The sequence below is a fragment of the Streptomyces sp. NPDC045470 genome (assembly GCF_040646595.1).
In the GTDB taxonomy this organism is placed as follows: Bacteria; Actinomycetota; Actinomycetes; order Streptomycetales; family Streptomycetaceae; genus Streptomyces.
Genome location: NZ_JBEZAN010000025.1, coordinates 1 through 18,171 on the forward strand (window position 1 = coordinate 1; position 18,171 = coordinate 18,171).

15 protein-coding genes are annotated in these 18,171 nt (G+C 71.1%); 12 read left to right on the plus strand and 3 right to left on the minus strand.

Features of this window, described 5'->3' with window-relative positions; genetic code table 11:
• Positions 1–214: 214 nt before the first annotated feature.
• Positions 215–388, minus strand: coding sequence for a hypothetical protein (locus AB0A97_RS37255; RefSeq protein ID WP_361159082.1), 174 nt, complete (start codon positions 386–388; stop codon positions 215–217).
• A 195-nt stretch (positions 389–583) separates the two neighbouring features.
• On the opposite strand from AB0A97_RS37255, the gene AB0A97_RS37260 reads away from it, so the two are divergent.
• Complete coding sequence (locus AB0A97_RS37260; protein ID WP_361159085.1) at positions 584–1,507, plus strand: LLM class flavin-dependent oxidoreductase; 924 nt, start codon at positions 584–586, stop codon at positions 1,505–1,507.
• Positions 1,508–1,597: 90 nt separating this feature from the next.
• Here the strand turns inward: AB0A97_RS37260 and car are convergent, their stop codons facing one another.
• Together car and AB0A97_RS37270 are read right to left on the minus strand one after the other, a co-directional pair.
• The gene (car, locus tag AB0A97_RS37265) at positions 1,598–5,179 is read right to left on the minus strand and encodes a carboxylic acid reductase (RefSeq protein WP_361159088.1); all 3,582 of its coding nucleotides are present in this window, start codon (positions 5,177–5,179) and stop codon (positions 1,598–1,600) included.
• Positions 5,180–5,498: 319 nt separating this feature from the next.
• The gene (locus tag AB0A97_RS37270) at positions 5,499–6,890 is read right to left on the minus strand and encodes an MFS transporter (RefSeq protein WP_361159091.1); all 1,392 of its coding nucleotides are present in this window, start codon (positions 6,888–6,890) and stop codon (positions 5,499–5,501) included.
• A 285-nt stretch (positions 6,891–7,175) separates the two neighbouring features.
• Between AB0A97_RS37270 and AB0A97_RS37275 the strand changes: the two genes are divergently transcribed.
• From AB0A97_RS37275 to AB0A97_RS37325, 11 genes are all read left to right on the plus strand, one after another.
• A complete protein-coding gene (locus AB0A97_RS37275) occupies positions 7,176–8,774 on the plus strand; it encodes a 2-isopropylmalate synthase (RefSeq protein WP_361159094.1) in 1,599 nt (532 codons plus the stop codon).
• Positions 8,771–9,274 carry a MaoC family dehydratase gene (locus AB0A97_RS37280; RefSeq protein ID WP_361159096.1) on the plus strand — a complete coding sequence of 168 codons (504 nt, stop codon included), beginning with the start codon at positions 8,771–8,773 and terminating at the stop codon, positions 9,272–9,274. Before AB0A97_RS37275 ends, AB0A97_RS37280 begins: the two co-directional genes overlap by 4 nt.
• Positions 9,271–10,218: a 2-oxoglutarate and iron-dependent oxygenase domain-containing protein gene (locus AB0A97_RS37285; RefSeq protein WP_361159099.1), complete on the plus strand. Its 948-nt coding sequence runs from the start codon at positions 9,271–9,273 to the stop codon at positions 10,216–10,218. Before AB0A97_RS37280 ends, AB0A97_RS37285 begins: the two co-directional genes overlap by 4 nt.
• Positions 10,215–11,096: an aldolase/citrate lyase family protein gene (locus AB0A97_RS37290; RefSeq protein WP_361159102.1), complete on the plus strand. Its 882-nt coding sequence runs from the start codon at positions 10,215–10,217 to the stop codon at positions 11,094–11,096. Before AB0A97_RS37285 ends, AB0A97_RS37290 begins: the two co-directional genes overlap by 4 nt.
• A 15-nt stretch (positions 11,097–11,111) precedes the next feature.
• Complete coding sequence (locus tag AB0A97_RS37295; RefSeq protein ID WP_361159105.1) at positions 11,112–12,002, plus strand: hypothetical protein; 891 nt, start codon at positions 11,112–11,114, stop codon at positions 12,000–12,002.
• Positions 11,999–12,916 carry an alpha/beta hydrolase gene (locus AB0A97_RS37300; RefSeq protein ID WP_361159108.1) on the plus strand — a complete coding sequence of 306 codons (918 nt, stop codon included), beginning with the start codon at positions 11,999–12,001 and terminating at the stop codon, positions 12,914–12,916. Before AB0A97_RS37295 ends, AB0A97_RS37300 begins: the two co-directional genes overlap by 4 nt.
• Positions 12,913–14,139: an aminotransferase class I/II-fold pyridoxal phosphate-dependent enzyme gene (locus AB0A97_RS37305; RefSeq protein ID WP_361159111.1), complete on the plus strand. Its 1,227-nt coding sequence runs from the start codon at positions 12,913–12,915 to the stop codon at positions 14,137–14,139. The genes AB0A97_RS37300 and AB0A97_RS37305 overlap by 4 nt, the downstream gene beginning before the upstream one ends.
• Positions 14,136–15,029 (plus strand): ornithine cyclodeaminase family protein, encoded by an 894-nt coding sequence (locus tag AB0A97_RS37310; RefSeq protein ID WP_361159114.1) that lies wholly within the window; start codon positions 14,136–14,138, stop codon positions 15,027–15,029. The genes AB0A97_RS37305 and AB0A97_RS37310 overlap by 4 nt, the downstream gene beginning before the upstream one ends.
• 24 nt (positions 15,030–15,053) lie before the next feature.
• Positions 15,054–15,260 (plus strand): hypothetical protein, encoded by a 207-nt coding sequence (locus AB0A97_RS37315; RefSeq protein WP_361159117.1) that lies wholly within the window; start codon positions 15,054–15,056, stop codon positions 15,258–15,260.
• Positions 15,253–16,683: an amidase gene (locus AB0A97_RS37320; RefSeq protein WP_361159120.1), complete on the plus strand. Its 1,431-nt coding sequence runs from the start codon at positions 15,253–15,255 to the stop codon at positions 16,681–16,683. The genes AB0A97_RS37315 and AB0A97_RS37320 overlap by 8 nt, the downstream gene beginning before the upstream one ends.
• Before the next feature lie 131 nt (positions 16,684–16,814).
• Positions 16,815–18,167 (plus strand): hypothetical protein, encoded by a 1,353-nt coding sequence (locus tag AB0A97_RS37325; RefSeq protein WP_361159122.1) that lies wholly within the window; start codon positions 16,815–16,817, stop codon positions 18,165–18,167.
• The last annotated feature ends 4 nt before the right edge of the window (positions 18,168–18,171 follow it).

An 18,171-nucleotide genomic window follows, 5' to 3' on the forward strand; every position in this document is an offset into this window, starting at 1 on the left:
CACCCGCTACGACAAGACCGCCGAATCCTACCAGGCAGCCGTCACCCTCGCATCGCTCCTGATGTGGGCCTGACATTTGAAGACAACTCCTAGGGGCATACGCGGGCGACTACTCCGCGTCCCCGTCTTCGTCGGACCGCCTGTCCTGCCGTCGGCCTCACTTCGGGGTCGGCTCAGCCGATGCCTGTGGCTGCTTGCCTGCTGGATACGGCGGTCAGGGCACAACCGGGTCTGCCGCGCCGAAGACGGCCCGGTGCGGGCAGCGCAGACGTCGCGCGTCGCGCAACGGATCGTGTTCCTGCGTGCGTTTGAGGGATTCCCAGAGGGTTTCGTCCAGGCCTTCCCACAGTTCGCCCGCCCCGGGCGCCCGGGCTCTCGTGTGTCGCATTGGCCGTATTCGAGGGTGGGGTCTAGAGGTCTCCTGACTGCGCGCCGGGGTGGGTGATCAGTACTGTCGGGTCCGGGCCTGGGGCAGTGGTGGGCGAGCGGGGGGCGCGTGGTGGGTGGCGTCGCTGTGGCCGGCCGGTGCGGTTCGGGCTGGAGGGCTTCGTCGGCCGGTGGATGCCGGGGCGGAGCGGCACCGATGAATCTGGAGTCAGTTGTGCGCATCAGCGTCTGTATCCTGCCCGACCGTCCGTTCCGGGAGGCGGCCGCGACCTGGAGGCGCGCCGAGGAGCTGGGCTTTCACGCCGCCTACAGTTACGACCACATCACCTGGGCGGGGTTGCCGGACAGTGCCTGGTACGGCGCGATGCCCACGTTGGCGGCCGCGGCCGGAGTCACTTCGCGGATCAGGCTCGGCACGTTGGTGACGTCGCCGAACTACCGGCACCCGGTGCCGCTCGCGCACGACGTCATCACGCTGGACGCCATCAGTGAGGGCCGGTTCGTGCTCGGTTTCGGTGCGGGTTCGCCCGATGCCGATGCCTCTGTGCTCGGCCAGGGCGAGCGGGGCAAGGGCTGGTCGGTGCAGGAGCGCGGGGGCCGATACCGCGAGTCGGTGGAGTTGCTGGACCGGCTGCTGACGGGGGCTCCCGACGGGCGCAAGCACACCACCTATCTCGGCCGCTACTACGAGGCGGTCGACGCGCGGCTGGAGCCGGGGTGCGTACAGCGGCCCCGGGTGCCTTTCGCGCTGGCGGCGAACGGTCCGCTGGGGATGCGGACCGTTGCGCGCCACGGCGCGTCGTGGGTCGTCACCGACCAGGGGGACGTGCCGCGGCAGGAGCGGACCGCGGCCTGGACGTGGTCGGTGCTCGCCCGTCGGATGGAGCAGCTCGATGCGGCGTGCGCGCGTGAGGGGCGTGACCCCAAGACCCTGGGGCGGACGCTGCTGACCGGGTTCTCGCTGCTTCCGACGATGGAGTCGGCGCAGGCTTTCGAAGAGGTCGCGGGCCGGTGCGCGGAGCTGGGCTTCACCGAGGTCGTGGTGCATTACCCGCGTGAGTCCGGGTTCTTCGCCACCGGGCGGCATGTCATCGAGGAGATCGCGCCCGCGCGGAGCTGAGAGCCGGCTGCCTCGACGCTGCCCTCGGCACTGTTCGGCCCCGTCCGCAGTTGGCTGTGGACGGGGCCGTCTGTGGCAGGTTCCGCGGGTTCAGAGAAGGTCGTGCAGCTTCAGGTCGGCGACGCACTTGGTGAGGAATTCGGGTGAGAGCGACGGTACGGTTCCCCGGCCCACGCCCAGCCTGCCGACCGCCGCGGTGAACCGCTCGGCCGGTACCGCCGAGCCCGGCCGCGGCTCCCCCGGCCGGGCGTACGCCTGCATCAACGGGAGGAGGGACAGGCGCCGTTGGTGGTCGGGCAGGCCGCGCAGGGCCGCCTCGGTGCGCAGGTGCCACTGGCGGTGGTCGTCGAACCGGGTGATCGGGTGCCCCGCGGCGATCAGCCAGTCCACGAACTCGTCCAGGGAGACGCCGTCGTCGTGGGTGTTGACCGTGTTGTAGGTGAGGTGGTCGTGCGCGTTGTCGGCGGCGAGGGAGGTGATCGCCGCGGCGGTGAAGTCCACCGGCAGGCCGCTGTAGTGCGCCCGTCCGCGGCGGCCGTCCGGGTCGAGCCGGTAGAAGGAGTACGGCGCCATGCCGGTGGTGAGGACGCTGAGCAGCAGCCGGGTGAAGCGGTCGGTCAGGTTCAGCTGGCCGGGCAGACGGCTGTGGGCCAGGATCATGTCCGGCCGCAGGACGGTGACCGGCAGGCCCGTCGCCTCGTGTGCCTGGCGCAGCAGGACTTCGCCGGCCCACTTGCTCGTGGCGTACCCGTTCGCGTCGGAGTCGTCCAGTGGCCGGACGGGGCACACCGTACGGACATCGGCGGTCTCGTCGAGGAACGAGCCGTCGGGCAGCATCGCCGCGGCCACCGTCGAGACGTAGGCGAACCGTTTGACACGGCGGGTGAGCGCCAGCTCGATGAGCTGCGCCGTGGCGGTGACGTTGGGGGTGAACAGCCGGTGGTACGGCAGGACATGGTTGACCAGTGCGGCGGCGTGCACGATCTGGTCGGTCTCGTCAGCCAGTGTCTGCCAGACCGGCTCCCTCAGGCCCAGTCGCGGCGCCGACACGTCAGCGGCCAGGACCGTCAGGTGCCGTGGGGCGACGTCGTCGAACCAGTCGGGCTGGTCGGCCGCCGCGGCGCGCAGGCACTCCAGTACGCGCTGATGTGCGGCGTCGTCGTCGGCGGCCCGGACGAGGCAGGTCAGCCGCCCGCCCGTCGCGGCGACGCGCCGCAGCCATTCGACGGCCAGGAAGCGTCCCAGGTAGCCGGTCGCTCCGGTGAGCAGGACGTTGTGGGCGGGGGCGGTGGCAGTGGTGCTGCCGGGCGCTGCCTGCGGTGCCGCCCGGGTCAGGAGCCGCCGGTCCATGAAGTGGTCGAGTGCCAGGTCGCGGGCCGCGACCTCGCGGGCGTCGCGGCCGTGCACGGAGGCGAAGGTGGGGCGCGATTCCTGGGCGATGTGCGCCGGACCGAGGTGGTCGGCGATGCGCGCCAGCGTCGAGGAGGGCTGGAGGACGACCTGGATGGGCACCTCCACGTCGGTCATCTGTTCCAGGACGGTCGAGAAGGTGTGGGCCGACAGGGAGTCACCTCCCAGGTCGGTGAAGGCGGTCTCGGCCCGGATCAGCGAGGAGGGGCAACCGAGGGTGATCTGGGCCGCGGTGAGCACCGCCTGGAGGGGCGTGACCTGTGAGCCGGCCGCTCTGAGTGCCGCGACCTGGCCGGCCCGTCCGGTCGCGATGTCCGTGTAGAGCTGTTCCAGCCGGGGCCCGTAGTGTTCCTTGAGGGCGGGGCGCAGGTGTTTGCCGGCTCCCGACAGCAGGCCGTTGGCGACGGTGAACGGCTCCCGTTCGACGATGACGTCGTGCGGGATCTCCCAGGCGTGCAGGCCCGCGCCGTGTGCGAGTTCGCGCATCGAGTCCAGGACGCGGCCGCGTACGGTGGCCTCGTCGGCCTGGTGCAGGCGCTCGGCGTCGGGGACCACCACGGCCAGCAGGAACGCCTGCTCGCTGCTGCCGTACACATAGATCTGCGCGATGTCCGGGCTGGTCGCGTACAACGCCTCCAGCGCGGCGACGGTGACGAACTCGCCCTGGGAGAGCTTGACGACGTTGTTGATGCGGTCGACGTAGACCAGGCGGCCGGGGGCGGTCTCGGCGAAGACGTCACCGGTGCGGTAGTAGCCGTCCTCGTCGAAGGCGCGGGCGGTGACCTCGGGCTGTCTGTAGTACCCGGGGAAGAGCCCGATCGACTTGACCCGCAGCTCGCCGCGGGGGTGCGGCTTGTCGGTGGTGAAGTACCCCAGTTCGGGTACGTCGGCCAGCCGGTAGTCGGTCACCGGCGGGCGGCGGACGTGCTGGTCGACGACGATGGCCCGGGTCGTCTCCGTCGACCCGTAGCAGTCGACGATCGGGGTGCCGAGGAGGGCGGCGGTGAAGGTGCGCATCGCCTCGGACAGCGGGGCGCTGCCGCACAGTGCGGTGACGATCCGGCCGCCGAGCATGCCGTCGCGGACCTGGGCGGACGCGGCTGCCTCCGCCTCGGGGCGCGGGACGCCGGTCCGGCCGATGCGGTCGGCTTCGAGCAGATGGCGCTGGTGGACCATGTCGCAGATCCTCGGTACGAGGCTCAGCGCCGTGGGCCGTGCCAGGCGGATGTCGTCGAACAGGGTCGACATGTCGCTGCGGGCGGTGAAGTAGCCGGTGCCGCCGCAGGAGAGGCCGTTGATCAGCCAGGCGCGGCCGTTGACGTGGCTCATCGGCATGTAGTGCACCACGAACACCGGAGTGCCGGCGGCGCCACCGGCGTTGAGACCGCCGCGCGCGTTGTGCCACATCCTCGTGAGCATGGCGGCGGTGTAGATCGCGCCCTTGGGCGTGCCGGTGCTGCCGGAGGTGTAGATCAGGCTGACCAGCCGGTCCGGGTCGTCGTCCTCGTACGGCCGCGCGGGCGGCAGCTCGGCGCCCCGGTCCACGTCGTCCTGGAGCAGGGCCACTTCGGCCCGGCCGGTCAGCGCGGCACCGGCCGCCTCGAAAGCCTCCCGGTGGCCGTCCTCGCGTACGTCGCAGTCGAAGACCACCAGCCGCTCGATGGAGTCGCAGGCCAGGACGGCGCCCACGGCGGCCTCGATCGAGCCGATGTCGGCGGCGAGGACGCGCGGCAGTGTCTCGTCGAGGACCGGTGCCAGCCGTACGGCGGACGCGCCGGTGGGCAGCGGCACCGACACCGCTCCCAGGTGCATGCAGGCCAGGTCGATGGTGGTGTAGTCCATGCCGGTGAAGCCCAGGGTGGCGACGAAGTCTCCGGGGCGCAGGGTGCCGGGGCGGGCGGAGGGACCGGTACCGCTGGTGCCCGAGGCGCTGGTGCCGCCGGTGCCGTCGGTCCAGGCCGTCGCGATGTGGCCGACCCGCTGCCACAGTTCGGCGTAGGACACCGTCTCGAAGGCGGGCAGGAGTTCGCGGGTGCGGCGGCCGGTGGCGGGGTCACGGACGAGGTGTCCGGCCCGGCGGGCGAGGGCCGGGCGGTCCGCGTATCCGTGCATGGCGGCCGCGATGGCGCCGGTGAGGCTGTCGTGTCGGCTGATGGCGTCGGCGACGTCAGGGTCGGGGGCGGCCCGGGCGAACTGGGGGTCGTTCGCGTACAGCGCCGCGATCCTGGACGCGACGTCGTGGTCTGCCTGAGGCTCCGGCATGAGTACTCCGATGTGGGAAGAGTGCGCAGAAGCGGGAAAGCGGAGGAGCGGGAGAAGGAGGGAAGGAAGGAACGGGGCGGCTGAGGCGCGGGGAAGTCGAGCAAGGGGGAAGTTGAGGCACGGGGAAACGGTGCAGCGCTGACTGGCGGCGAGGGCCCGTCAGACAGCGCTGGTGGCCGCAGGCCGGCCGCTCTGCCCGTCAGGCGGCGCCGGTGGGCCGGGCCGGACTGCCGCGCCCGTCAGCCGATGTCTGCGGGCCCGGACCGGCCGGCGTACCCGTCAGCCGGCGTCAGCGGCCTTCGCCCGGCCGCCGCACCCGTCACCCGGTCCCGGCGGGCAGGGCCCGGCCGCCGAGGACCGCGGCCAAGGCCATCAGTACGTAGACGGCGACCAGCGCGATCGCCGGGGCGGTGATGCCGGTCGCGGCCGGGAGGCCGGCGAGCAGGGCGACGCCGATCAGGGAGCCGGTGGAGCGGCCCGCCGACATCAGTCCGGAGGCGATGGCCGAGTGGTGCGCCGGCGCCGCCGCCATGGTCAGGGTGATCTGCGGCACGGTCATCAGGCCGAAGCCCAGGCCGATGAAGACCAGTCCGACGCACGTGCCAAGGGGGGCGTGGCTGCCGATGACGGCCAGCAGCACCCCGCCGAGCAGGGACAGGGCGATTCCGGCGCCCAGGACCGTCCGGGGGCCGAGCTTGGTGCCGAAGCGTCCGGCGAGCAGGGGCATGAAGGTGATGGGCAGGGCGGAGGCCAGGAAGCACAGCCCCACGGTCACCGGGTCGTAGCCGCGTACCTGCTGGAGGAAGACGCTCAGGGTGAACATCAGCCCGTTGTAGCCGACGAAGAGCAGCAGGCCGACCGCCACATAGCTGCGGAAGCCGGGGGCGCGGAACAGGTCTCCCGGGATCATGGGGTAGGCGTAACTGCGCTGCCGGGCGACGAAGACGGCGAAAGCGATCAGGGCGGTCACCGCGGCCGCCACGGGCAGCGGCCGGGTCCAGCCCAGGTCCTGGCCTTCGGCGAGCGCCAGTGCCAGGCCGCCGAGGAAGACGACGGACAGCAACTGGCCCGGGATGTCCTGCGGCTCCCTGTGCGCGGGCTGTTCGTGCCGGGGCATGTGCCGTGCCGAGAGCCACAGGACGGTCAGGGCGACGGGCACGTTGATCAGGAAGATGCTGCGCCAGCCCACCGTCTCCACGAGGGCGCCGCCGAGGGTGGGCCCGAAGGCGACCGGGCTGCCCGCGACCATCGACCATATGGAGACCGCTTTGGCGCGTTGGCCGGGGTCGCGGTAGGTGTCGGTGAGCATCACCAGGGTGGCGGGCATGACCAGCACCGCTCCCAGTCCTTGCGCGGCCCGCATGGCGACGAGCACGGCGCCGTTGGGGGCCAGGCCGCACAGCGCGGACGTCGCCCCGAACAGCACCACGCCGAGCCGGAACATCGGCACCGCGCCGTACCGTTTGACCGCCGCGGCGCCGGCCAGCATCAGGCCGGCGATGACGACCACGTAGGACGTGACGACGAACTGCATCGTCGGCAGGCTCGCGCGGAGGCTGTCCCGGATCGCCGGGATGGCGACGTGGACGATGCTGGTGTCGATGACGATCATGCCGTGTGCCAGGCAGGCCAGCGTCAGAACGCGGCCGGGCCGCAGGGTCGCCCTGCCCCCGTCCGACGTGCGGTGGTCGAGACTGGTGGATTCGGCCATGGCCTGCCATTTCACATGAGGCGGAGAATTGTTTCCGGGCAATACAGCGGAATTCTAGTGCCGAAACGCGCAGCGTCAACAGGTGAGCACACCGGGCAGCCTCGGTGTCCGAATTATCCGATTCCAGGGTCAGGTATAGAGGACGGTCTACTTCCCTGCGGGTCCTGACGCTCCGTAGTCTTCGGGGCGCTGAGAAACGCGATAGAGCGCAGCCTGGAAGTGCAAGGGGGATTACCATTGACTTTTTCCCGAGAGTCTTGGGAAACATTGCAACGTCCGTCGTCCATGCCGTTCCACCGTTATGCGCGGGACGCTGCGGCTCCCACTTCAGGCTGGTCACGGCGGTGGCCGGACAGTACGCTCGATCGCAGTCCGATCTGGGCCTCGGTTGATCTGCGCGACGGCAACCAGGCGCTGGCCGATCCCATGGACACGCGCCGCAAGCAGCGGATGTTCGATCTGCTGGTGGCCACCGGTTTCAAAGACATAGAAATCGGCTATCCGGCGGCCAGCGCGCACGACTTCGATTTCGTACGGAAACTGGTCGTCAAGGAAGGAATTCCGGACGATGTGACGGTGTCGGTTTTCACGCCGGCCCGCGCTGATCTCATCGAGCGGACCTTCGAGGCGATTCGCGGAGCCGAACGCGCCGTGGTGCATTTGTGTCACGCGACGGCGTGCCTGTGGCGCGAGGTCGTGTTCGGCATGTCGGCGCGTGAGGTGGTGGGCATGGCCGTCGAGGGTGCCCGGCACCTGGTGCGGCTGGCGGAGCGCGAACCCGGGAGCGACATCAGGTTCGAGTACTCGCCGGAGACCTTCAACCTGACCGAACCGGAACTCGCGCTGGAGATCGCCAACCGGGTGACGGAGGTCGTCGGCGCCACGGCCGAGCGGCCGCTGGTGCTGAACCTGCCGACGACCGTGGAGACCCACTCGCCGCACGTTTTCGCCGACCAGGTGGAGTGGATGCACCGCAACCTGGACCGGCGTGAGGCCATCGTGCTGTCCGTGCACCCGCACAACGACCGGGGCACCGCCGTCGCGTCGGCGGAGCTGGCCCTGCTGGCCGGGGCCGACCGGGTCGAGGGAACCTTGTTCGGCAACGGTGAACGCACCGGCAACGTCTGCCTGGTGACGCTGGCGCTGAACATGTTCAGCAGCGGCGTCGATCCCCAACTGGACCTGTCCGACATCGACACCGTCCGCGAGATCGTCGAGGACTGCAACCGGCTGCCGGTGCACCCCCGCCACCCGTACGCCGGTGACCTGGTGTACACCGCCTTCTCCGGCACGCACCAGGACGCCATCGCCAAGGGCCTGGCGGCGCTGGCCGACCGGGCCGAACGCGAGGGCAAGGACGTCGGCGAACTGCCCTGGCAGGTTCCGTACCTGCCCATCGACCCGAAGGACGTGGGCCGCGACTACCAGGCGATCATCCGGGTCAACGGCCAGTCCGGCAAGGGCGGCATCAACTATGTGCTCAAGGCCGGCTGGGGCGTCGACCTGCCGGTCGAGCTGCGGCGGGACTTCGCGGCAGTGGTCCAGGCGGCCGCCGACGCCCTGGGGCGGGAGCTGGAGCCGCCGGAGATCTGGCGGCTGCTGCGGGAGACCTACGGCCTCGACGACTCGCCGGCGCTGCCCGCCGGCTCCGACGAGAACGCGGTCCTCGGGCAGCTCGGCGCCGCGCACGGCGTGGCGTTCACCCGGGTGCACTTCACGGGCACGCCCGCGGCGACCGGCGCGCCGGCGACCTGCCTGGTGGCACTGGAGGCGGGCGGCCGGACGCTCTGGGGACTCGGCCAGGCGGCCACCACCGCCGACGCGGCACACCGATCGGCCCGTTCCGCCCTGCGCAGGGCGGGCCTGCACGAAGGAGCACGGTGAAGAACAACTCATTTCTCGCGGTCAGTCCCGGTATCTACCGGGAGGACAGCGGCATGGTCTACGAGGACTACGTCCCCGGCGAGGTCGTCGAGCACCGTCCGGGCCGCACCATCACCATGACCGACAACGTGTGGAGCTCGCTGCTCTGCCTGAACCAGCATCCGCTGCACATCGACGCGGTCTACGCCGAGCAGACCTCGTTCGGCAAGATCGTCGTCTCCAGCCTGGTCACCTTCGGGATCGTCAACGGGATGACCGTCTCCACCATCAGCGCCAAATGCGTCGCCAACCTCGGCTGGGACAAGGTGCGTCTGACCGCTCCGGTGTTCGTGGGCGACACGCTCTACGCGCAGACCCGGATCGTCTCCCGGCGGGGGTCCGAGACGCGGCCCGAGCAGGGCATCGTGACCGTCCACACCACCGGCCGCAATCAGGACGACGTGCCGGTCATCGCATTCGAGCGGACGATTCTCGTCCCCAAGCAGGGAGCAGAGCAATGATTCCGGTCATCGACCTGGAGCCGGGCCGCCCCGACCTGGAGCGCAAGATCGCCGAGGAGATCTCCGAGGCGTGCCGGAACACCGGTTTCTTCGTCGTACGCGGACACGGCATCGCCTCCGAGGTCTTCGACGACGCCTACGCCGCCTCGCTGCGGTTCTTCGCCCTCACGCCGGAGACCAAGGACACGTTCGCGATGCGCACCTCCAACGCGCGGGGCGAGAGCGACTACAGCCCGTACGGCTACAGCGCCCTGCTGTCCGAGAACGCCTTCGCCTACACCGGCAAGCCGGGCATGCCCTCGGACTACGTCGAGAAGTTCAGCGTCGGGCGGCTGATCCTGCACGACGACGAGGAGCTGCCTTTCCCGGCGGACGAGCTGGGGGCGCGGCTGCGCGCGGCGCTGAAACGGTACTTCGCGGCCTGCGAGACGGTGGCGGGCCAGATCGCCGAACTGCTGGCGTTGGCCCTGGACCTGCCCCGGGACTTCTTCGCCACCCGCACGGACACCTCCAACGACTCGCTGCGCTCGCACCTGTACCCCGGCGTCGATCCGCAGTTCCTCAACGACCAGGGCATGGGGCAGCACACCGACGGCACGCTGATCACGCTGCTCACCCAGGACGGCCCCGGGTTGCAGTTGCAGGACCGCTCCGGGCGCTGGCTGGACATCGACGTGCAGGAGCGCGACAGCTTCATCGTCAACATCGGTGACCTGATGGCCCGCTGGTCGAACGACGAGTACGTCTCGACGCCGCACCGGGTGCGGCTCGCCGACCGGCAGCGCCAGTCCATCGTCTTCTTCAAGCTGGCGAACGACGACACCGTCATCGAGTGCTTCCCCAAGTTCGCCGCCGACCGCCCCGCGAAGTACGCACCGATCCGCTACGAGGACTTCTCGCTCCAGAAGATGAACCTGCTGTTCGGGAGGGAAGAGGCGCGATGAAAGCCTACGCGAGCCTGCTCTACACCCCGGCGCTGCTGCTGGCGTCGGTCGCCCGGCCGGGCCGGGTCAAGGCCGACATGCTGGTCCTGGACCTGGAGGACTCCACACATCCGGCCAAGAAGGCCGAGGCCCGCGCCCTGCTGGCGCAGGCCGACCTCACCGGGGCCGGCCTGCCCGCCCTGGGCCTGCGGGTGAACACGATCGCCACACCCGACGGTCTGAAGGACCTCCAGGCGCTGATCGAGATGGACGCCACGATCGGCGGCGTCCCGCTCGACGTGATCTTCATCCCCAAGATCTCCGGCCCCGGCGACGTGGCGGTCTACCGGTCGCTGCTGTCGCACACCTCCAGGCCGCCGCAGATCTGCAGCTTCATCGAGACCGTCGACTCGGTGGAGAACGCCGCCGGCATCGCCGCGGTCAGCGACGGCCTGTGCTTCGGACAGGCCGATCTGACGGCCGAGCTGTACGCCGAGAACGCGTTCTACCTCGATCACGCGCGGGCCCGGCTGTGCGCCGCGGCGGCCAAGTACCGGGTGCCCGCCATCGACACCAACTCCTTCGAGCTGCACGACCTCGACGTGGTCGCGGCGCAGTGCCGGGCGGCCCGGGACGCCGGGTTCACCGGCAAGGCGGCCATCCACCCGCGCCAGGTGGAGGTCATCGCCGAGACGTTCACCGTCGGTCCGGAAGAGATCGCCGACTACCGCAGCGTGGTCGAGGACTACCACTCCACGCCGTACGGCTTCGCGGTCGAGGAAGGCCGGGTGCTCGCCCCGCCGTTCGTGCTGCGGGCCCAGCGCATGCTCCAGCTCCACGCGCCCGAAGCCGCGGCAGCGGCCGCGGCCGCCGTTGTCCACGCCACCGCCACCGAGTAACCAGGAGTTTGTCCCGTGAAGACCCTTCCGCAGCACGTGATGATCGATGTCTCCGCCTACGACAGCGAGCTGGTCGACGGCCGGCTCCAGGCCGCCGACGACCGCCTGGTGTCCGAACTGGTACGTCTGGTGACCGGAGGCGACGGTGTCGCCGTCTGCCACGGTGTCGCCAGGACGCTGACGCGCCACGGCCTGGACGTGGGCAAGGAGCAGGACGCCGCGATCGCCCGCGACTACCTCGAATCGCTGTTCCGCGGCTTCGGCGAGCGGGTGGACGTCGACCGGTTCAGCCCGGTGGCGATGGACTACGACCGTATCGCCGGCATGGACGTCGACGGCTACAACAAGAACACGCACTTCACCCCGAACGGGGACCACACCACCGAGCGCGAGTTCCTGACGACCAAGTGCGTGCACTTCGACGCCGCCACGCCGTTCATCGGCAACATCTACGGTCCGAACACCAACATCGCCGGCGGCACCCCGATGGTCTGCGACACCCGCGCCTACTGCCAGGAGCGGGGCGTCGCCCCGGCCGACCTGCTCGAACTGATGCCGCACAGCTTCAACGTCGCGGTCAAGGAGGAGCACGCCGAGCCGGTGCTGACCGGTTACGCGGCCGCGGTCGACGCCGACCTGTCCGCCGACCTGGTCATGGTCGTCCTGCTCAACGAGGTGGACGGCGGGCTCGCGCACGCCGGTTCCGAGCCCCGTCCGGCCGACCCGGCGCGGCCCGCGCGGCGCCCGATCCGGCACCTGGAGTACCAGTTCGCCGAGGACGTCGAGCTGGCCAAGTGGTACCGGCACTACGAGCTGGCGATCCCCCAGCCCAGCCTGCAGGTGCCGGACGAGGCCGCGCGCGAGCGCTACCACCGCGGCATCGACCCGGTCGGGGCGGGCCAGTGACGACCTCCGCGCAGTACGACGTGCCGCTGATGTCCGACGGCGACCGTGAGGAGCTCGACCGGCTGCTCACGGCCCTCGCCGCGGACGAGTGGCCGGAGGACATCGGTGAGGCCCGGAAGTTCTACGACGCGTGGGGCGTGCCGGTCGCCGACGACATCACGGTCGAGGAGCGGCCCGGCGGCCACCTGCTGACGCCGCCGGAGACCGACGGCTCGCTGACCGGGCTCTACCTGCACGGCGGCGGCTACGTCTACGGCTCGCTGCGCAGCCACGGCCACATGGTCGGGGAGATCGCCCGGGCGGCCCGCTGCCGGATGTTCTTCGCCGACTACCGGCGGGCCCCCGAGCACCCCTACCCCGCGGCACTCGACGACGCGGTGGCCGCTTACCACAGCCTGCTCGCCGAGGGCCGGTCCGCCCGTGAGGTGGTTCTCGTCGGCGACTCGGCGGGCGGCGGCCTGGTGCTCGCGACGCTGCTGAAGCTGCGGAACGCGGGGACGGCGCTCCCGGCCGCCGCGGCCTGCATCTCGCCGTGGACCGACCTGACGGGCAGCGGGGAGACCTACCGCACCCTGGAGCACGAGGACCCCATGCTCACCAAGCCGGTCGTGGAGCTGGTGTCCGCCTCCTACCGGGCGGGCACCCCGGCGAGGGACCCCTACATCTCCCCGCTGTTCGGTGACCTCGCGGGCCTGCCGCCGGTGTTCATGCAGGTCGGCAGCCGCGAGATCCTGCTCAGCGACGCCCAGCGGTTCATCGACGGCGTACGGAGCGCCGGGGGCACCGGGGAGCTGGAGGTCTGGCCCGGCATGGTGCACGTGTGGCACCTGCACCACTCCCGGCTGTCCAAGGCCCGCGAGGCCGTGACCCGGCTCGGGGGCTGGCTGAACGACCAGGCGGCGGGTGCGCGATGAGCGAGGACGTCACGGGGCCCCACCGCTACCGCAACAACCGCAAGATGGTGCCGGCCAGCGAGGCGGCCTGGGGGCTGTCCGTCAAGCACGGGATGCTCGGCCTGGTGGTCGAGGCCGTCGACGGCCAGAACCGGTTGCGCGACGTGCGGACGGGGCACGAGTTCACCAACCTCTCCTCCTGCTCGTACCTGGGCCTCAACAGCCACCCCACGGTGGTCGAGGCCGGGCGCGCCGCCCTGGAGCAGGAGCAGATCACCGGGCTGTCCATGGGCGAGTTCCGCATCCGGCTGGGCATCATGGAGCAACTGGAGCAGGAGCTCTCGGACCACTTCGGCGCCCATGTGCTGCCGTCGGTGTCCTGCGGGGTGCTCAGCGCGGCGATCCTGCCGCTGCTGGCCTCCGGGCATCTGACCGACGGCGAGCCGCTGGTCGTGGTCTTCGACCGGTTCGCGCACTTCTCCATGAACTTCCTCAAGCCCGTCCTGGCCGACGAGACGCTGGTGCTGACCTGTCCGCACAACGACATGGAGTACCTGGAGGACCTCTGCAAGCGCTATCCGCGGGTGGCCTACGTCGGTGAAGGCGTCTACTCCACCGGCGGGCAGGCGGACCTGGAGGGGATCAAGGCCCTCCAGGACCGTTACGGGATGTTCGTCTACCTCGACGACTCGCACGCGCTGTCGGCCGTCGGCGCACGCGGCGAGGGCTACGCGCGCACCGTCTTCGACTCCCTCGACGCCCGGACGATCGTCGTCGCCTCGACCGCCAAGGCGTTCGGCGCCACCGGCGGCATCGCCATGGTCGGTGACCGCGGCGTCTTCGACTTCCTCTACCGGTCCGGGCCGCTGGCCTGGTCCCAGGGGCTGCGGACGGCCGCCATCGGCACCGCGCTGGGCGCCTTGGAGGTCCACCGCGGCCCGGAGCTGGGCCGGCGTCAGCGACAGCTCGCCCGCAACATCGAGCTGTTCGACGAGCGGCTGGACGGACACGGCCTGCGCGGTGCCGGGTCGCACATCAAGTTCGTCACGGTCGGCGACAACGACCGGGCGGTGCGGCTGTCGACCGAGCTGTACCGGCGCGGTTACTACTGCTCCGCGATGTTCTTCCCGATCGTGGCGCAGGGTCAGGCGGGCGTACGGATGATGCTGCGCGGCGACATGCCCACGGAGCTGACCGAACGCTTCGCGGCGGACCTGCTCGACGTGCTGGCGGACCTCGGATGACGGTCATCGGCAAGGAGCACGGGGTGGCCGACGTGACGGCCGTGGCCGCGCTGATGCGAAAGAGCCTGCGCAGCGGCGCGGTGGGCCGGATGAGTGTGCCGCTGCGGCAGGTCGTCGACGAGGGCCACGGCACCAGGTTCCTGTCCATGCCCGCCGTCAGCACCGATCTCGCGCTGTGCGTCAACAAGACCGCCACCATCACCGACGGCCCCGGGCCGACCGTGACCTCCGTGGTCACGGTGTTCTCGGCCAGGACCGGGGACCTGGTGGGGGTGCTGGACGGCGCGGCCGTCACCAATCTCAAGTGCGCGGCCGTCACGGCGCTGGTCACCGACCGCTGCGCGGCCCGTGCCGCCGGTGTGCTGGCGATCGTCGGTTCGGGTGTCCAGGCGTGGCAGCAGTTCCTGGGGGTCTCGGCGGTGCGCGACATCACCGAGGTACGGGTCCACTCCCGTTCCCGGGAGCACGCCGAGGCGCTGTGCGAACGCATCCGGCGGGCGAACGGAACCGTACGGACCGAGGTCAGCGCTACGGCCCGGGAGGCCACCGAGGCGGCGGACGTGATCTCCACGGCGACCACGTCCGTACAGCCGCTGCCGATCGCACCGGAGCTTCCGGAGCACGTGCACATCAACTGCATGGGGGCGCACACCACCGAGTCGCGGGAGCTGTCCCGCTCGCTGCTGGCCGCCGCCACACTCGTCGTCGAGGACATCGAGATCGCCGTGGCCGAGGCGGGCGACATCCACCGCACCGCGATCGGCCTGGAGTCCCTGGAGAGCGGCCGGCACACCGGACTCGAAGACCGCCCGACCGTCTTCAGCTCCACCGGGCACGCCTCGCTGGACCTCATCACCTGTGCCCATCTGGTGGCACAGGAGCACCACTGACCGCAGGGGAAGGAACGACCGTACGTGGCACACGCCGGCACGGAGGAGACAACCGGGCCCCGGGACACCGGGGACCCGCACCACGCGGAAGCGGACCGGGAGTTCGCCGCCGCCCTGGCGGCCCGGGGCATCGAGATGCCGCCGGACCTGGCGCCCGGCGTCCTGGCCGGGCACCGCTCGCTGCGCACGATGAGCCGGCTGCTGCGGGAGGTGGAGTTCAGCGATGACTGACATCGATCTCGCCGGTCCCGGCGCCCTGACCGAGCTGTCCGTCGCCCGGGCCGGAGCGCTGCTGCGCACCGGAGCGCTGACGTCGCTGGAGCTGGTGGAGCACGCGCTGCGGCTGATCGACGCCCACGACGCCGATCTGCACGCGTTCGTGCTCGTCACCCGCGAGGACGCGCTGCGGCGGGCCGCGCGGGCCGACCAGGAGCTGCGCGAGGGCGTCGACCGCGGACCGCTGCACGGCATCCCCTACGCGCTCAAGGACATCCTGGACGCCGAAGGCCTGCCCACCACCAACCATTCGCGGCTGACGCTGGACGCCGTCGCCACGGAGGACAGCGCTGTCGAGGCCCGGCTGCGGGCGGGTGGCGGGGTGCTGCTGGGCAAGCTGGCCACCTACGAGTTCGCCTTCGGCGGGCCGAGCACGGACCTGCCGTTCCCGCCGGCCGGGAATCCCTGGCACCGTGAGCACATTCCCAGCGGGTCCTCCTCGGGAGCGGGGGCCGCGGTGGCGGCCGGGTTCCTGCGCGTCGCCTTCGGCTCCGACACCGCCGGTTCGCTGCGCGGTCCGGCCTTCCACTGCGGGGCCGTCGGGCTGAAGCCGACCTACGGCAGCGTCTCCGGCCACGGGGCCACTCCGCTGGCACCCACCATGGACCACTTCGGGCCGCTGACCTGGACGGTGGCCGACGCCGCCGCCGCGCTCCAGGTCGTCGCGGGGCCCGACCCCCGCGACGCCCGCACCCGTGCGGCTCCGGCGCCCGACTTCCTCGGCTCGCTGACCGGGGACGTGCGGGGACTGCGGGTGGGCTACTCGCGGTCCTGGTACGCCTCGGACCCGGGCACCCTGCCGGAGATCACCGAGGCCATCGACCGGGCTCTGGTCCATCTGGAGGAGCGCGGTGCGGTCGTCGAGGAGTGCGCGCTGCCGCCGTACGAGGTCTTCGACGCCTGCGGCCGGATCATCCTGATCGCGGAGGGCTTCGCCGTGCACGAGGAGAACCTGCGCCGCGCGCCCCGGTCGTTCGGCCGCTACACCTACCAGAAGCTGATGCCCGGCGCGGGGATCACCCCGGACGACCTGACGCGTGCGTACCAGGTGCGTACGGAGCTCGCCGCGGCGCTGGACCGGCGGGTCTTCGCCGGCCACGACGTGCTGATCACGGCGTGCGGCCAGACCACCGCGGCCCGCGTCGACGCCTTCGGCACGGACTGGCCGCCGCCGCGGCTGGCCAACGACATGCAGACCATCCCGTTCGCGGTCACCGGGCACCCGGCCATGTCCCTGCCCCTGGGGTTCGCCGGCAACGGGCTGCCCATCGGGGTGCAGCTCGTGGGGCGCAAGTTCGGCGAGGCGAGCCTGTTCCGGGCCGGACTGGCCCTGGAGGCCGCGTTCGGCCGACGGGAGACGCGGCCCGTACTGCCGTGAGACGGCGTACAAGCCCTGGGCCGCCGGAGTCGGATCCGGCCGGCCCGGGGCCGTGCACGGCGCCCTCGCGCCGCGGCAGCAAGCGGGCGGCGGCCGCCGTCCGCACCAGCCTCCAGCAGGAGTGAAAGATCATGGAACAGACCTCGACGGCGGCGCGGGTGACGGCCGCACGCGGGCCGTACGCGACGGACTCCCGCCACCTGCTCAACGCCTTCGACCACCAGTTCAGGGGCTTCCGGACCTTCTGGTTCGACCGGATCGCCCCCGCCGGGCCCGTCGTACGGCCCGCGGCCCAGGGCGCCGACCTGGAACAGGCGAGCGTCCGCCTGGCCGGACTGCTGCGGCGGGCGGTGCAGGGCCTGGGCGGGGACTCCCTGAGCCGGCACCGCGCCCTGGGGCTCGACGAACGGCTGTCGGAGTTCTACGGGGACGAGGCGTTCGAGAACGCCTACGCGACGCTGATGGGCCGGCCGGACGTCATCTGGACCGCGTCCGGGTGGAAGTTCATCGAGTTCAACTTCTGCTCGTCCACCGGCGGTCAGGTCTACGCCCACCTGCTCAACGAGGTGTGGCGGCAGTTGCTGCCGGGCCCGGCCCTGGACACCCTCACGCTCGCCGACCCTCTCAGGGACCGCAACGACGTACTGCGCACCGTCCTCGACGACCTCGGCCTGGATCCCCGGGTGGCGCTCGTCGGCTATCTCCCGGACGTCTTCCTGTCCGACTCCGGGGGCAGCCGCAGGTATTACGAGATCGAGGTCGAGGCGCTGCGGAAGGCGGGTATCGAGGCGCAGTACTTCGACACGGACGAATTCCTCGAAACGCTCGCCTCCCGAGGCAACGCCTTTCCGATGGTGCTGGAGCGGACGGTGCCGCAGGAGTGGCTCGATGCGGGCCGGGACATCGGGCCGCTGCTGCGCATCAGGAAATGCGGTGCGGCCGTGCTGACGCCGCAGAGTTCCTACCAGGCGGCCAACAAGCAGCTCTTCGCCCTGCTGTCCGCCGGGCAGGACTGGATGACCGAGGACGACCGGGATTTCGTGGCGCGCTACCTCCCCTGGTCGCGCGGGACGTGGGAGGAGGACGTCGAATTCCAGGGCGAGAAATGGAAGCTGCCGGAACTGCTGAGGAAGCGGCGCGCGGATTTCGTCGTGAAGCGTTCCGACGGCGACCAGAATGCCGACGTGCACATCGGCGCCCGGACCGAGGAGTCGGCGTGGGAGGACGTCATCGCCGAAGCGGGCCGGGCCGGAACCTGGATAGCGCAGGAGGCCGCCCACAGCGCCGAGTTCGATGCCGAGGTCTTCGACCGCGACCTGGGCGCGTACCGCGGCATCTCGACGCGTGGGGTGTTCGGTCCGCTGTTCATGGGCGGGCGGATGACCGGCTGTGTGGTGCGTCACGACGTTCCGGCGCCCGGTGACGCGGCCGGGCAGGCCCCCGGGTCGAGCATCCTGGGTACCGTCGGCTGGCAGACGGACTGACCGG

Coding starts and splice junctions, on each gene's coding strand:
- AB0A97_RS37255 (WP_361159082.1), bottom strand. CDS start 388: ATGCGACACACGAGAGCCCGGGCGCCCGGGGCGGGCGAACTGTGGGAA.
- AB0A97_RS37260 (WP_361159085.1), top strand. CDS start 584: ATGAATCTGGAGTCAGTTGTGCGCATCAGCGTCTGTATCCTGCCCGAC.
- car (WP_361159088.1), bottom strand. CDS start 5,179: ATGCCGGAGCCTCAGGCAGACCACGACGTCGCGTCCAGGATCGCGGCG.
- AB0A97_RS37270 (WP_361159091.1), bottom strand. CDS start 6,890: ATGGCCGAATCCACCAGTCTCGACCACCGCACGTCGGACGGGGGCAGG.
- AB0A97_RS37275 (WP_361159094.1), top strand. CDS start 7,176: ATGCCGTTCCACCGTTATGCGCGGGACGCTGCGGCTCCCACTTCAGGC.
- AB0A97_RS37285 (WP_361159099.1), top strand. CDS start 9,271: ATGATTCCGGTCATCGACCTGGAGCCGGGCCGCCCCGACCTGGAGCGC.
- AB0A97_RS37290 (WP_361159102.1), top strand. CDS start 10,215: ATGAAAGCCTACGCGAGCCTGCTCTACACCCCGGCGCTGCTGCTGGCG.
- AB0A97_RS37305 (WP_361159111.1), top strand. CDS start 12,913: ATGAGCGAGGACGTCACGGGGCCCCACCGCTACCGCAACAACCGCAAG.
- AB0A97_RS37310 (WP_361159114.1), top strand. CDS start 14,136: ATGACGGTCATCGGCAAGGAGCACGGGGTGGCCGACGTGACGGCCGTG.
- AB0A97_RS37320 (WP_361159120.1), top strand. CDS start 15,253: ATGACTGACATCGATCTCGCCGGTCCCGGCGCCCTGACCGAGCTGTCC.
- AB0A97_RS37325 (WP_361159122.1), top strand. CDS start 16,815: ATGGAACAGACCTCGACGGCGGCGCGGGTGACGGCCGCACGCGGGCCG.